This is a genomic window from Opitutia bacterium (assembly GCA_016217545.1).
GTDB lineage: Bacteria > Verrucomicrobiota > Verrucomicrobiia > Opitutales > Opitutaceae > Didemnitutus.
In genome coordinates this window covers 522134-537633 of sequence record JACRHT010000016.1, presented here as the reverse complement: position 1 = coordinate 537633, position 15500 = coordinate 522134, and the positions used below count along the sequence as shown (strand labels likewise).

Sequence of the window (15500 nt, the reverse complement as noted above, 5' to 3'; positions counted from 1 at the left end):
AGCGCGCATCGGCGCCGACGCGAACCGTTTTTCCCATGAAACTTGCCCGCTGTCTCCTCCTTGCCGCCACGCTGTCGACGGGAGCGTTCACCGCCGCCGCCGAGTCGCCTCGCGAGCGTCTGCCGTTCAACGACGGATGGAAATTCACGCGCGGCGATCAACCCGACATCGGAGCGTCGCTCGACTACGAGCGCGTGCGCCCGTGGGTGCTGCCGACGGGCGACGAGTTGCTCAACTACCTGCCGACACCGCGCGTGCGCGGCGACGGCGCGCCGGGCGGCCGCCCCATTTCATACACGCGGCCGGAGTTCGACGACCACGCGTGGCGCACCGTGACGTTGCCGCACGACTGGGCAATCGAGGGACCATTCCAACAGGAGCTTTCGGGCGACACCGGAAAACTCCCCTACGCGGGCGTCGGCTGGTATCGGAAGAAATTCAACCTGCCAGCGAGCGACGCGGGCCGGCGCATCCACTTCGACCTCGATGGCGCGATGTCCTACGCGCTCGTGTGGTGCAACGGGGAGTTCGTCGGCGGCTGGCCCTACGGTTACACGTCGTGGCGCGTCGACCTCACGCGCTTCGTCAAACCCGGCGCCGAGAACACGCTCGCTGTGCGCCTCGACAACCCGCGCGAGTCGTCGCGCTGGTATCCGGGCGCGGGGATCTACCGCAATGTCTGGCTGACGAAGACCGGCAACGTGTCCGTGGCGCGTTGGGGCGTCGTCGTGACTACGCCGGAAGTGCGCGCGCAATCGGCGTTGGTGCATGTCGCGGTTACGCTGGACAATTTCACCGCGGAGCCGGCCGAGGTGCAGGCCAGCGTGCGGATCTTCGCGGCGGACGCCGAGGGGCGTGCCGTGGGCGAACCGGTGGCCGAGAGCGCTGTGCAGGCGGCGCGCATTCCCGCCGGGCGGCAGGCCAACGTCGCTCATTCGCTCACGGTGGCCGGGCCGAAACTCTGGAGTCTCCACGAGCGCAACCGTTACGTCGCCGAGATCCGCGTGTCGCGCGACGGCAAAGCGATCGACGTGGTGCGCACGACGTTTGGCATTCGCTCGATCGCCGTTTCGCCGGAGAAGGGCTTTCTCCTGAACGGCGAGCCCGTGGTCCTCCGCGGCGTCTGCAACCACCACGACCTCGGAGCGCTCGGCACCGCGATCAACGTGCGCGCCTTGGAGCGGCAGCTCGAGATTCTTCAAGCGATGGGGTGCAACGCGATCCGCACGAGCCACAACCCGCCGGCGCCCGAGTTGCTCGAGTTGTGCGACCGGATGGGTTTCGTCGTGATGGTCGAGGCGTTCGATGCCTGGCGCCTCGGCAAGAAGCGCGACGACTACAGTCGCGTCTTCGACGACTGGCACGAGAAGGACCTGCGCGCCATGGTGCGTCGCGACCGCAACCACCCGTGCGTCGTGCAATGGAGCATCGGCAACGAGGTGCGGGAAATCTTCGAGGCCGACGGTTGGAAGCTGGCCGCGCATCTCGCCGCGATCGTGCGCGAGGAAGACCGCACGCGCCCCGTCGTGATGGGCCTGCACAACGTGAACGCGCCCTACATGGGCTTTCAGGACGTGCTCGACGTGGTCGGCTACAACTACAAGCCGGACGATTACGCGAAGGTCCGGGCCCGCTACCCGAACGTCGTGCTCATGGGCTCCGAGACCGCGTCGACTGTCAGCTCGCGAGGCGAGTATTTCTTCCCGGTGTCGGACGACAAGGCCGAGGGGCGCTCGGACTTCCAAGTGAGCAGCTACGACCTCTCCGCGCCGCGCTGGGCGTTCCCGCCCGATGTCGAGTGGAAGGGTCTCGACGAGAATCCGGGCGTGTTGGGCGAGTTCGTGTGGACTGGCTTCGACTATCTCGGAGAGCCGACGCCGTTCAACGCCGACGCCACGAGCCTGCTCAACTTCGCCGATCCGGCCGCGCGCGAGCGCGCCGCGAAGGAGTTGGCAGAACTCGGCAAAATCCACGTGCCGTCGCGCAGCAGCTACTTCGGCATCGTGGACCTCGCGGGTTTTCCGAAGGACCGCTACTATCTCTATCAATCTCGCTGGCGGCCCGACCTTCGCATGGCGCACATCCTGCCGCACTGGAACTGGCCGGAGCGCGTGGGGCAGGTGACGCCGGTGCACGTCTACAGTTCCGGCGACGAAGCCGAACTCTTTCTCAACGGTCAGTCGCTCGGACGGAAGAAGCGCGGCGCGTTCGAATACCGGTTCCGCTGGGACGACGTGAAGTATCAGCCCGGCGAGTTGAAAGTCGTCACCTACAAGAACGGACAGCCCTGGGCCGATGCCGTGGTGCGCACGACCGGACCGGCCGCAGCCGTGCGCCTGAAGGCGGATCGCACGTCGCTCCGCGCCGATGGTCAGGACTTGGTTTTCGTGACCGCCGAAATTATCGACGCGCGCGGCGACATCGTGCCGCGTGCGAAACCGCTTTTGAGATTCTCCGTCGAAGGACCGGCCGATCTGGTCGCGACCGACAACGGCGACGCGACCAGCCACGTCTCGTTTCAAAGCCCCGAGCGCGCGGCCTTCAACGGACTTGCGCTCATTGTTGTCCGGCCTCGCTCCGGCACCGGCGGTGCCATCAAGATCGTCGCCACTTCCGAAGGTCTCGCCAGCGGACAAATCGAAGTCGTCGCCCAATGAAACTCGCCGCATTCGTTCTTCTCGCCATGAGTTCAATCGTCCTCGCGTCGGCGCAGACGCTTCCTCCGGCCGGCCTGTCGGACGCCCCGCCGGAAAATCCCGGCAAGCTCGATCCGGCTCTGCCGACGATCTTCGTCGCCGGCGATTCCACCGCCGCGCGCGCCAAGGCACCGCAACAGGGATGGGCCGTGGAGTTCGCGAAATACCTCGACCTTTCGAAGGTGAACCTGTCGAACCGTGCGCTCGGCGGCCGCAGTTCGCGGACGTTCATCACGCAAGGGTGGTGGGCCAAGCTCCTCGCGGATGTGAAGCCCGGCGACTGGGTGCTCATCCAATTCGGGCACAACGACAGCAGCCCGGTGAACGAGGACCCGTCGATGCCCCGCGAAAAAATGCGCTCGCGCGGCTCGTTGCCCGGCCTCGGTTCGGAGACGCAGGACATCGTGAACGTTCTCACCCAGCAGCCCGAGACCGTGCGAACCTTCGGCAGCTACCTGCGCGAAATGATTAGCGACGTCCGCGCCAAGGGCGCCACGCCGGTTCTCCTTTCGCGCACCGTGCGCAGTCAGTGGGCGGACGGAAAAATCGAGCGCGGTGGCCCGCATCGCGACTGGACGCGCGAGCTCGCGCAGGCGAAAGGCGTGTGGTTTGTGGACGTCAGCCGGCTTGTCGCCGACGCGTTTCAGAAGCTCGGCGAAGAACGTGTGAAGGCGTTTTTCCCGACGGATCACACGCACACCAACGCCGCTGGCGCCGATGCCGTGGCCCAGCAGGTCGTGGCTGGCCTCGCCGGATTGAAGGCGAAGGAAGCGAACTTCGCTCGCTGGCTTTCGCCCGCAGGCGCCGCGATCAAGCCCGACCCGATCGGTTGGCTGAATCTTCCCGAGCCGCGCGATGCGAAACTCCCGACGCTGCTCCTCATCGGCGATTCGACCGTCCGCAACGGACGCGGCGACGGTGCCGGCGGGCAATGGGGCTGGGGCGAGCCGCTCGCGGAGCATTTCGATTCCGGCAAGATCAACGTCGTCAACCGCGCCATCGGCGGACTCAGCAGCCGCACGTTCCTGACGCAGGGGCATTGGGAGCGCGCGCTGACATTGCTGAAGCGCGGCGACGTCGTGCTGATGCAGTTTGGCCATAACGACAACGGCCCGCTTAACGACACGACGCGCGCTCGCGGCACGATCAAGGGAATCGGCGAGGAGACGGAGACGATCGACAACCAGCTCACGCATGAGCGCGAGACCGTCGGCACCTACGGTTCCTACCTGCGACGCTACATCCGCGACGCGAAGGCCGTCGGCGCGACACCGATCGTCTGCACGCTCGTTCCGCGCAAGACGTGGAAAGACGGAAAGATTGTCCGCAGTAACGACAGCTACGCGAAGTGGGCGCGCGACGTCGCGCAGCAGGAGAACGTCCGCTGCATTGATCTCAACGAGCTCGTCGCCGTCCGTTACGACGAGCTGCGCGAAATTGGCGCCAACGCGTTATTCGCCGACGAGCACACGCACACCAGCCGCGCCGGCGCCGAGTTGAACGCCACTATTGTCGCCGGAGAAATTGCGCGCTGGGCCGACGCTGATGCGGCCCTAAGGAAATACCATCCCGAGCGAGACTGAGGGTTTTCCTGCCGCAGTAGTTTCCTGCGAAATATCTCTCAAAATTCGGAATAAGGAGTCACCCTTAGCGAGCGTGGCTTGACCTCGCGGCGTCAGGCTGTTCGCTTCCGCGACAGTTTGTGCGGTCATTGTGTTCGTCGCCAAGCGACGGACGATTCTTAGATGCGCTCAGGCGGTATTTTGGGCCAAAAATACCTCCTCGCATGGGAGATCTATAACAGTGGCGTGCAGACGCATCTCGACGGCCAAAAACAAGCGTATCGTTAGTTGTCTTTCCTCATGAGCAAACGTCTCGCTCTCATCCTCCTTGCGATTGTATCCTGCGTGAAAGCGCTTGGACTTTCGTGGACGGTCAACGGTGTATCTGCCACCTACAACGGTGGGCGTAGTTACTCGATTACGCTGCCTGCCGGCACCACGACGGCGAACGTCGTTTGCGATCCGACCGGAATATCCGGCGACCACACCTATATGCGCTATACTTTCAATGGCGCGTTGGCATTGGCTGATGTGCCCGGTTGGTGGGCGGTGCCGCAGGACCAACCGCAGTCCTATTGGACCGGCGATGGCACCTGGGAGTGGCGGCCCCCTCAGACAATGTCGAAGACGATCAGCGGATTCAGCGGTCCGTTTCGCGTGATCGTCGAAGGTGAGAACTACGACTGGACCCAATCGTATGTTTTGAACGTCAATGTCCCAGTTGTTCCGAACCGCGCGTTGACGATCAGCGCACCATCGACTGTAAATGCGGGCCAGACTTTCTCCGTGCCCGTAACGGCCTCAACAACGGCGAGCGACGGAGAGCAGATCGGCTTCTTCCATGCGGAATACTCCACAAACGGAGGCGCAAGCTGGACTGGGTTTTGTTATGACGCAAACGTCGGCACATCTGCGACCCGGACAGCGACGATAACCGCAGGTGGAGTGGGCAGCACGATTTTGGTGCGCACGAGAATTGCCTTCCGCGGCGGCGCTTCCGGCGACGTGGACTACGCGAACAATGCCATCGACTGGGGCGGTTCTTGGGGAGCGTGGCAGTCTCCGCCCGCCAAGATAGCGACAATTTCGGTGGCCAACCGAGCGCCCAGCGTGCCGGTGCTCACGCCTTCCTCCACGTCCGTCCAATTCGGGCAGACCATCACCTTTACCTATTCGGGATCGGATCCGGACAACAATTTAGCCTACGCGAATCTCTGGATCACAAGCGCCGGCCTGTCCCAGTGGAATTGGGTGCTGGCGAACGGGACCATCGTCGCCGGGAACGGACAATATAGCTCGGGCAATGCCATCGCTACGTCCTCCGGGGGGGGGGCGGTGAGCGGGAGTGTCGTGTATCGCCATGCCGTGGCTACGGGTAGTCTTTCGGTGAGTCTTGGCGTGATCGATGCGGCGGGCGCGGCCGTAAATACCCCCGCCGCCACGGTGACAATCGCCAAGGCGACGCCGACGGGCACGTTTGGTGGACGCTCATTCAGTCCCGGCGGCGCCACCTATTCGGTGCAGGCCTCGGACTTGAACGCGGTATTTTCGAACCCGTATTCGGGCGCCGTCGCCGCTCCGACAGGCACGCCGACTTATTCGATCGTCGCGGGTGGGTCCGGCACAGTTGCGGCTGGGACGGCGTTGGCGGCAGGTGGGAGCTACACCGTGCGCGCGAGCTACGCGGGCGACGGCAACTACAATGCCGCGACGGTGGACGCGGTATGGACTGTCGGGAAGGCGAATCAGAGCACCGTCACGATTTCGCCCGCGTCGCAGACTGTCGCGACCGGCGCCACCGTGAACTTCACGGCCAGCGGCGGCGGGGTCGGGGGCTACTCGTGGGGGGGCTCGTCCGGTGCGACCGGCAGCGGTGCGAGCAAGTCCGTGACTTTCCCGACCGCCGGCACCTACACGGTGACCGTGAGCAGTCCGGGGGATGCAAATTACAACCCGTCGAACACCGCCACCGCCACAATTACGGTCGCGACGCCGATCGCCACGACGTTCTCCGTCACCCCGACCGCCTTCACCTACACGGGGGCCGCGCAGGGCCCGACGATCACACCGACGCCCGCAGCGGCGACTTTCACTACGACGGGCACCGCAACGGCGACCAACGCCGGCACCTACTCGGTCACCGCGAACGCGAGCGGCTTGTATACGGGCACATCAGGCGCGATCTCGTGGACCATCAACAAGGCGGCCGCGACAATCTCGCTGGGCGGCTTGAATCAGGGCTACACGGGTTCGCCGATTTCGGTCGTCGCCAGCACTTCACCGGCAGGCTTGCCCGTTTCGGTCACCTACAACGGAAGCTCAACTCCTCCGACGGCGCGTGGCTCCTATTCAGTTTCCGCAACAATCAACGATGCCAACTATCAGGGATCGGCTACGGGAACATTGGTGATTGGGCAAGGCGCTGCCACAGTGTCTTTGAGCAACCTCAACCAAACTGCGAACGGCTCGCCGCGAAGCGTCACGGTCACGACCAACCCGAGCGGGCTTCCTGTCGTGGTGACCTACGATGGAGGATCCACGGTTCCGAGTGCGGCGGGTTTCTATGCGGTCGTGGCGACGGTGAATGACTCCAACTTCCAGGGCTCCGCCACCGGAACCCTGACGATTGCCAATCCGAATGCCGCAAGCGGCGGAACGGTCACAACCAGCGGTGGCTACACCATCCACACGTTCACGGGGAACGGAACATTCACCGTCAACTCACCGATCGTTGTCGATGCGGTGGTGGTCGCCGGTGGTGGCGGCGGCGCGACCCAGCACGCCGGCGGTGGTGGCGCGGGTGGCGTCGTAGTTGCGAACACGGTGAGCGTTTCTCCCGGATCCTACACCGTGTTGGTTGGATTCGGTGGCTCCGGTAATACGGGCTATAACGCCTTCAGCACCGGTTACAATGGTTTGGCCGGCGGAAATTCGAATGTCTTCAATCTGTGGGCTATCGGCGGCGGAGCTGGCGGCAATCCGGCCGGCAGCGGCGGCTCTGGCGGTGGCTCGAGCTATCCCACCCCGGACCAAGGTGGCGATGGCACCAGTGGTCAGGGCTATTCCGGCAATCGTTCCAGCACGGGAGACACCGTCAATGGCGGAGGCGGTGGCGGTGCCGGCGGGCCGGGCAATGGCGTCACCGGTGGTGCCGCGCTGGCTACGTGGGCCGGCACGTTTGGTGGCGGTGGCGGTGGCGGGTTCGCGGGCGGTGCGGGCGGCGGCGCGGGTGCCGGCGCCGGCGGCTCAGGTGGCAGCAATGGCGGCAACGCCGCGGCGAATACCGGCTCTGGCGGAGGTGGCGGCGGAAATTTTGAAGGAAAGGGCGGCAACGGTGGTTCGGGTATTGTTGTGATCCGTTATCACACTCCCAACTCGACGCCCTCGCGGTTGGTTCTCTCTCTGAGCGGGCCGACGCTATCCTACAATTCGACCTACCAGCACTACGTGCTGTGGTCGGAAAACCCGATCACCTTCACGTCCACGCTGCAGGACACTGAAGGAGGCCTCGTCGATCACACCCTTCGCTATCAGCAAGTGACCGGAGCCAATCCGATCGACGCCCAATGGGTGGTCATGGGCAACCATACGCCCAGCAATCCGTTCAACAGCACCAAGCAGGCGACGATAACCATACAGACTCCGGGACGTTGGGACTTCAATTCCTTCGGACACGACGGCGTCAACTCACATCCGGGCGACTCGCTCACGGTATGGGTCTACGGTAATACCAATGCGGCTAATTTTGTCAGCCAGACGATCAACGGCCAAGAGATCACGGGCTCGACGTTAACGCTCGGTTCCGGCGACGCGGGCGGCGTGGGCACTGCCGTGATCAAGATGCGCAATACGGGAAGCAAGCCGTGGCAGAAGGTCGATGCTCAATTCAACACGCCCCATCGCCTGCGCGCCATCGGGCCGCAGCCCACTGTTTGGGGTGGCACGGCCGGTCTCACTCGCGAAATGACCGAAGCGCAAGTCGATCCACAGTCGTTCCCCGGCGACAACGATACCGCGACTTTCAATTTCACTTTCCCGATCCCGCAGACCCCCGGGCAGTATGTTTACCAGTGGAAGATGGTCGAAGATGGCGTCCCGGGCGACCCGTTCTTCGAGTCTGCGACACCGCTGTTGACGATTACGGTGGTCGACACCACCGCCCCGACGCTTCCGGCATACACCGCCTCGCCTGTCAGCGGGCGAACTGATACCGGATTCACGCTGTCATGGAATGCGTCGACCGACAACGTAGGCGTCACCGGTTACGAAGCGAGTATTGCGCGGGCAGACCAGCCGAATCAACCGCTGCAGACTTTGTCAATTGGCGCGCCTGGCACGACCGCGGCCTTCACGGGACTGCTGCAGGACACGGAATATGTTGCGCGAGTGCGCGCGCGCGACGCGGCGGGTAACTGGTCCGCGTGGACAAACACACAGTCGGTCCGCACCCGCCTCAACCCCCTCGGGGATTTCGATGGCGATGGCATGTTGAACGGGTGGGAGGAGGATAACGGGCTGAATCCGAAGAGCGCGTCCGATGCGTTCGTGGACGGGGACGGTGATGGCTTCACCAATGTCGCCGAGTCCAATCTAGGCAAAAATCCCAATGTTTACGACGCCGGCACCAGCACGCTTGGTAACACTATTCCTGGCGGATGGGATATCGCCGACGCGCGCCCCTCGGTTGCCGTTGGAGCCACCAAGGGCGATCTCAACGTCGATAAATCCGGGGCGCTGACGTATTCAGTGCCGATCTGGGTTACACCGGGCACGGCAGGCATGCAGCCGCAGGTGAGCCTGAACTATTCCAGCCAGGCGGGCGTGGGCATCGCCGGCTTTGGCTGGTCGCTGGGCGGCGTTTCGGCGATCACGCGGGGGCCGCAGACCAAGATGATCGATGGGCGCAACAAGGGCGTCACCTTGACCGCCGATGATCGTTTCTATTTGGACGGCCAGCGACTGCTCGCGATTAGCGGAACCTACGGTTACGCCAATACGGAGTATCGGACCGAACTCGACTCCATATCCAAGATCGTCTCTTACGGCAGTCGCGGCACCGGTCCGGCCTACTTCAAGGTGTGGACCAAAGCGGGACTGATCATCGAATTCGGCAACTCGGACGACTCCGCCTTCGACGCTTGGGGCAAGTCCGAGGTGATGTCGTGGAATGTGAGCCGGATCAGCGACACGAAGGGCAATTACATGACCTTCGTGTATACCGAAGACGCGGCGAATGGCGTGCATCGACTCGCACAAATCAACTACACGGGCAACGGCTCGGTGACACCCTACGCCTCCGTGCGCTTCGAATATGAGAACCGGTCCGATTGGTCGTCAGGCTACATCGCCGGTTCGCCGGTCTCGAACCTCGTGCGTTTGAAGCGCATCAAGTCCTGCTTCGGCGAATCTGTCGCGCGCACCTACACGCTCGACTATCTCGAGCGCCAATTCACCGGCCGTTCACTGCTCGCGTCGATTACCGAGGCGGGCGCGGATGGGAAAGCTTACCCTCCGCTCAATTTCAGCTACAACGAAAACGATTCGGGATGGCAGGAGGTTAATAACTTCCTGCCCCCCTATTTCCTGGCGGACAACGCCAATGGCGGGAAGCCGGCGGGTTCCGGCTTTGTCGATCTCGACGGCGACGGGCGCGTCGACTTTGTGGCCAAGCGCGAGAACAGCAGCGGCACCGTTTGGGCGAACTACGCCAAGCGCAATACCGGTTCCGGCTGGGTCGATGCCTCCGGTTTCCTGCTTCCGTTCCGTCTCGCCAACCAAGACGAAGCGGACGATCAAGGCAGCCGTTTCGTCGATCTCAACGGCGATGGGCTGATCGATTTCGTCTGGAGCAAACAAGCTTCCGGCGGCAGGAACCAGGGCAGCGGCGCTGTCCTCAACACCGGCGTGGATTGGCAAGCGGCGCCGCAATGGGCGCTGCCCGCGCCGATCGCGCGCGACACCTTCGGACATCGCAGCGGCCGATTCCTGGACGTCAACGGCGACGGTCGCGTTGACTTCGTCGCGTTCTTTGGGACTGCGGGCTACAAGGTCTGGGTTTACCTCAATAATGGCAACGGCTGGACGTTCGATGCGGGTTACAGCTCGATCGCGATTCCCACCAGCGACGACAACCTCGGCAACTATCGCCCGCGCTTCATCGATCTCAACGGCGACGGTCTCGTCGATATCGCGGCGCATTTCCTCGCGGCCGACGGCATCCACCTCACGCAGGCATGGCTCAACACCGGTAGCGGATGGACTTCCGCCCCTTCGTTCCAGCCCCCCGAGATTTTGGATAGCTCAGAGCAAAAGGCCGCTGGTTCCGAGTTCGCCGACGTCAATGGCGACGGATTGCCCGACGTCGTGTGGTATCGAGAGATATCTGGCGGCATGCGGCGCGGCGTGGCCATCAACACCGGCACGCAGTTCGTGCAAAGCACGGGGTATTTTGACGCCTTCGCTCCTCCATCGCCCCTGTCGCGCGACGGTGCTTTCAATGCCGGCTCTGCTTTCATCGACGTCAACGCCGACGGCATCGCGGACTTGCTGACCTGCCGGCAGTTCACCGGCACCGAGCCCGTCCAGCGCGAGGTGCAGTTTGGCAATGGCCATGGCTGGGCGTGGGCCGGCACCGGCCATCCTGCGGGCCTCCCGTATCTGCTGCTGCAAGGCACGACCAATGCCGGTGTCGCTCAAGTCGGCGCGGACTTCGTCGACCTCAATGGCGACGGCGTGGTCGACGTGCTTTGGTATCGCCGTCACTCCGACAATTCCACCTTCGGGAGCGCGCAGATCAACAAAGCGCGCCCCACCGCGGATCGGATGAGCAGCGTCAGCAACGGCCTCGGTGTAGTGGCCAACATCACCTACGACTCCCTGATGAACCCCGCCGTCTATACCAAGGCGGCGAACAACGACGACTTGGCCGATACCTACCCCGACACCACGGAACGCGCGAAGGTTCTCAACGTGATCGGGCCCATGTATGTGGTGAGCGTGGTCAGCCACGAGGCCGGCGGCGGTGTCTGGCACAACTTCGAATACAGCTACGCCAACCTGCGCACGCACCGCGACCGCGGCAGCCTCGGCTTCGGCCGGATGAAAATTAAGAACAACACCACTGACGTCCGCACGATCACGACGTTCCGTCAGGACTACCCGTTCGTCGGCCAAGCGAGCTACGCCAAGGTCACCCGTGTCAACGACGCCGGCCCGCTGCTCAGCGAGTCGACAACGACCTGGGCCGAGAAGCAGCTTAACACCGGTGCGGCGTATCCGACCCGGCTCCTCTACGCTACGACCGTGGTGCAGAAGACCTACGACGTCGGCACCCAAAGCAACTACCTTACCACGACGACCACCAGCGGAGTGCCCGATGACTACGGCAACGTTGGCACTATCACCGTCGGCACGTCAGATGGCTTCACCAAGACGACGACCAGCACCTACCTCACTGCGGATACCACCCGCTGGATCCTCGGCCGGCTCGACACTGCGACGGTGACGTCCACTGGACCTTCGGGCTACACGGCGGTCACCCGCGCGTCCTCGTTCACCTACGATGCCGATGGATTGCTCAAGACCGAGTCCGTGCAGCCCGGCGACTTCACCTACGGCGTCACCACCCAATACGACTACGATTCCTTCGGCAACAAGACGAAGGTCTGGGTGATCAACACCGACCGCTCGGTCGACTCCAGCGGCAACTACGTGCTCGGCGGGCCCACGTGGCGCACGACCGAGACCGCTTACGACTCCAACGGGCGCTTCCCGGTTTGGACCAAGAACGCCCTTGGCCACCAGGAGAACTACACGAATTACGACCAGTCGCTCGGTGTCCTGAAATCGATGACCGGCGCGAACGATCTCCCTACCGACTGGTCCTACGACGGCTTCGGCCGCAAGCTGCTCGAGGTTCGCGCCGACGGCACTCAGACGATCACCACCTACAAATGGGTCAGCGGCTACCTCGCCGACGCGACCTATTGCGCCGAGACCGAATCCACCGGCACCGCGCCCGCTCGCGTGATCTACGACAAATACGGCCGCGCGCGCTGGTCCCAGGCCATCAACGGCGATGGCAAGATCGTCTACCAGCAGACGACCTATGACTCGCTGGGCCACGTGAGCGGATCCTCTGTGCCGTATTTCAACAACGGTTCGACGATCCACTGGACGTCCACGACCTACGACCTGCTCGATCGCCCGCTCACCGTCACCACCCCGGACGATGAGAACGGCACGCAGACCACCACCTACGCCTACAGCAACTTCACCACGACCGCGACCGACCCGAAAGGCCGCGTCAGCGAGACGGTGAAAAATTCGCAGGGATGGACCCTCTCGAACACCCGCAACAAGAACGCGGCCGGCAGCGCCCCTGCCACCACCGTCACCTATAGTTACGACGCCATCGGCAATCTCCTCTCCACGAACGCCGCCGGCGCCATCACCACGCTCACCTACGACATTCGCGGGCGGAAGACCTCCATGGTCGATCCGGACATGGGCACGTGGCATTACCGCTATAACGGCTTCGGCGAACTCATTTGGCAGAAAGACGCCAAGGGTCAGATCGTCACGCTCAGCTACGACGCCCTCGGGCGCATGAACAGCCGCGTCGAGCCGGAAGGCACCACCACGTGGAACTACGATTCCGCCACCCGCCCCGGCACGTCGGCTTGGCGCGGCAAGCTCGCCAGCGTCACCGCCCCCGGCGGCTACACCGAGACCTACGACTACGACAGCCTCGGCCGCCCCTCCACCACGTGGCGCACCGTCCCCGGCTCGCCGTTCTCCGGCACCGAGTCGCGCTACTTCGTCACCCAGACCTACGACAGCGCCGGCCGCCCCGCGACGACGATCTACCCGACGCAGTTCCGCACGCGCAACGTCTACAACCAGTTCGGCTACCTCAAGGAGGTCCGCCAATACCTCGCCTCCGACAACGGCAAAGCCAACAGCCAGCTCCAAGGCTTCATCTACTGGATGGCCGACAGCTACGACTCCGCCGGGCGCGTCAACGGTGAGCTCTACGGCAACGGCCTCGCCAACGACCGTTTCTACTCCGCCGCCACCGGTCGCCTGCGCACCGCCGCGATCGGCCGCGGCACCGAGACCGCCGCGCCCTACAGCATCCAGTATCTCCAGTATACCTACGACCAGGTCGGCAACGTCCTCACACGCTCCGACGGCCCCACCGCGCGCAGCGAGACGTTCGCATACGACGGTCTCGACCGCCTGCTCACGCACACCCTGAGCATCAGCGGCACCGCGCAGGCCACCGTCAGCGTCACCTACGACGCGCAAGGCAACATCACGTCGAAGTCCGACGCCGCCACGACCTACACCTACGGCTCATCCCGCCCGCACGCCGTCACCGCCGTCTCCGGCGGCGCCCTCGGCTCCCAGAGCTACGGCTACGATGACAACGGCAACATGACCTCCGGCGGCGGACGCACGATCACGTGGACGTCCTTCAACCAACTGCTCCGCGCCGACATGACCGGCGGCAAGTTCAGCGAGTTCGCCTTCGGCGCCGGCCACGAACGCGTGAAACAGACCTCCAATCTCGGCACGACGACCTACATCGGCGCGCTCTTCGAGCGCTTCACGCCCACCGGCTCCGGCGCGATCACCGAGGACAAGCACTACATCTTCACGCCCACCGGCCGCGTCGCCGTCGTCACGCAACGCTCGAACATGACCAGCGACACCCGCTGGTTCCACACCGACGGCCTCGGCTCGATCACCGCCGTCACTAACGAGGCCGGCGCCATCGTGAAACGCTTCGCCTTCGACGCGTGGGGCAAGCGCGTGGCGCCCTCGACCAACGGCGTCATCACGACCAACGCCAGCACCGGCACGACCGCCAGCGGCGGCTTCACCCGCGGCTACACCGACCACGAGCAACTCGACGACCTCGGTCTCATCCACATGAACGGGCGGGTCTACGACCCGGTGCTGGGAAGGTTCCTCAGCGCGGATCCCTACATCGATGGGGCTTACGATTCGCAGAGCTACAACAGGTATAGCTACGTTAACAACAACCCGCTCAGTCACACCGATCCCAGCGGTTACTTTAAGCTCAAGGATGCGCTCAAGATCGTCGCCATCGTCGTTGTAGGCGTCGTGACTGCCGGTGCCGGGTTAGTCGCCATCGGCGCAGCAAGTAGTCTGTGGGCGGGGATGGGCATGGTAGCCACGATGAGTTTCGGCACCGGCTGGGCCGGATTTGCTGCCGCCGTGACAGCGGGAGCAGGGTTCGGCTTCGGATCAGGATTTGCAGGCTCGTTACTCAATGGAGGGAGTATCGGCGATGCCTTCAAGGCCGGCTTGATCGGTGGTGCAATAGGCGCAGTCACGGGCGGGATAACTTTCGGAATCAACGCTAGCGGCATCGGCGGGCTCGGAAAAATGCTCGCCCACGGCGCAGCGCAAGGAGCTGTCTCTGAAGCTACTGGTGGCGAGTTCCGGCACGGGTTCATTGCCGGTCTAGCGACTGGCGCGATGGGGCCGTCGATAAGCGCCGCAGCAAAACAAAATTGGTTCGCTGGGATGATTATCCAGGCGCTCGTTGGCGGCACTGCGTCCGAACTCGGCGGCGGAAAGTTTGCCAACGGAGCGGTTGCGGCGGCGACTTTCTACGCGCTCGGCTCGCCGCCGTCGCGCTCGCAGTTGAGTCCTTCAGCTATGGCGAAGGGCGTGGGTGTCGCCGGAAAGGTCGTCATCGATCGCGTGATCGGCGAGAATTACGGCAAAGCTTGGCGTGATATGCTCAACTTCGGTGCATGGGGGAAGGGAAAGACCGGTGGAGTTCTGTCAGGCGAACTCAATAAGGGCGTGGCCGAGTCGCAGCAAAAAGCATGGGCTCAAACCCCAAGCCCTGCTGATAACGGCATGCATGCGTGGCATGCTGGATCAAATGCCTACGCCGCCCAAAAGTTGGGGTTGATCGGTGCCCCCATCATTGCGCTCGGGGGCATCTACCACGAAACACCCTTTGATTGGGGTTCTTTCTCCGCAGAGCAAAGTGCCCAAGGCACTGTGAACCATGCCATCGATTCGGTGATGGATATCGTGGCTAACATGTTCGGCATGACCGTCGGCTATGTTTATCCCGGAGTGGAAGGTTGGGATAATGCGGTCAAATGGGGAAATCGCATTCCCGGCCCTGGTGATCCCGATCCACACGGGAAAGGAGGCGGTGGATACGCTGGCAACCCAAGTGATGCGTGGTAAC

At 63.6% G+C, this 15500-nt stretch carries 3 protein-coding genes; all 3 read left to right on the top strand.

The window, feature by feature from the left end; translation table 11 throughout:
- Positions 1-35 precede the first annotated feature (35 nt).
- The 3 genes from HZA32_14660 to HZA32_14650 all read left to right on the top strand — a co-directional run bounded on the left by HZA32_14660 (position 36) and on the right by HZA32_14650 (position 15499).
- The gene (locus tag HZA32_14660; protein MBI5425317.1) at positions 36-2657 is read left to right on the top strand and encodes a DUF4982 domain-containing protein; all 2622 of its coding nucleotides are present in this window, start codon (positions 36-38) and stop codon (positions 2655-2657) included.
- Positions 2654-4279, top strand: a complete 1626-nt coding sequence (locus HZA32_14655) for a rhamnogalacturonan acetylesterase (GenBank protein ID MBI5425316.1) — start codon at positions 2654-2656, stop codon at positions 4277-4279. Before HZA32_14660 ends, HZA32_14655 begins: the two co-directional genes overlap by 4 nt.
- Before the next feature lie 279 nt (positions 4280-4558).
- A complete protein-coding gene (locus HZA32_14650) occupies positions 4559-15499 on the top strand; it encodes a VCBS repeat-containing protein (protein MBI5425315.1) in 10941 nt (3646 codons plus the stop codon).
- Position 15500: the final 1 nt, after the last annotated feature.

Bases quoted from the DNA above. Each gene is read 5' to 3' on its own strand.
- HZA32_14660 (MBI5425317.1), top strand. From the start codon at position 36: ATGAAACTTGCCCGCTGTCTCCTCCTTGCCGCCACGCTGTCGACGGGA.
- HZA32_14650 (MBI5425315.1), top strand. From the start codon at position 4,559: ATGAGCAAACGTCTCGCTCTCATCCTCCTTGCGATTGTATCCTGCGTG.
- HZA32_14655 (MBI5425316.1), top strand. From the start codon at position 2,654: ATGAAACTCGCCGCATTCGTTCTTCTCGCCATGAGTTCAATCGTCCTC.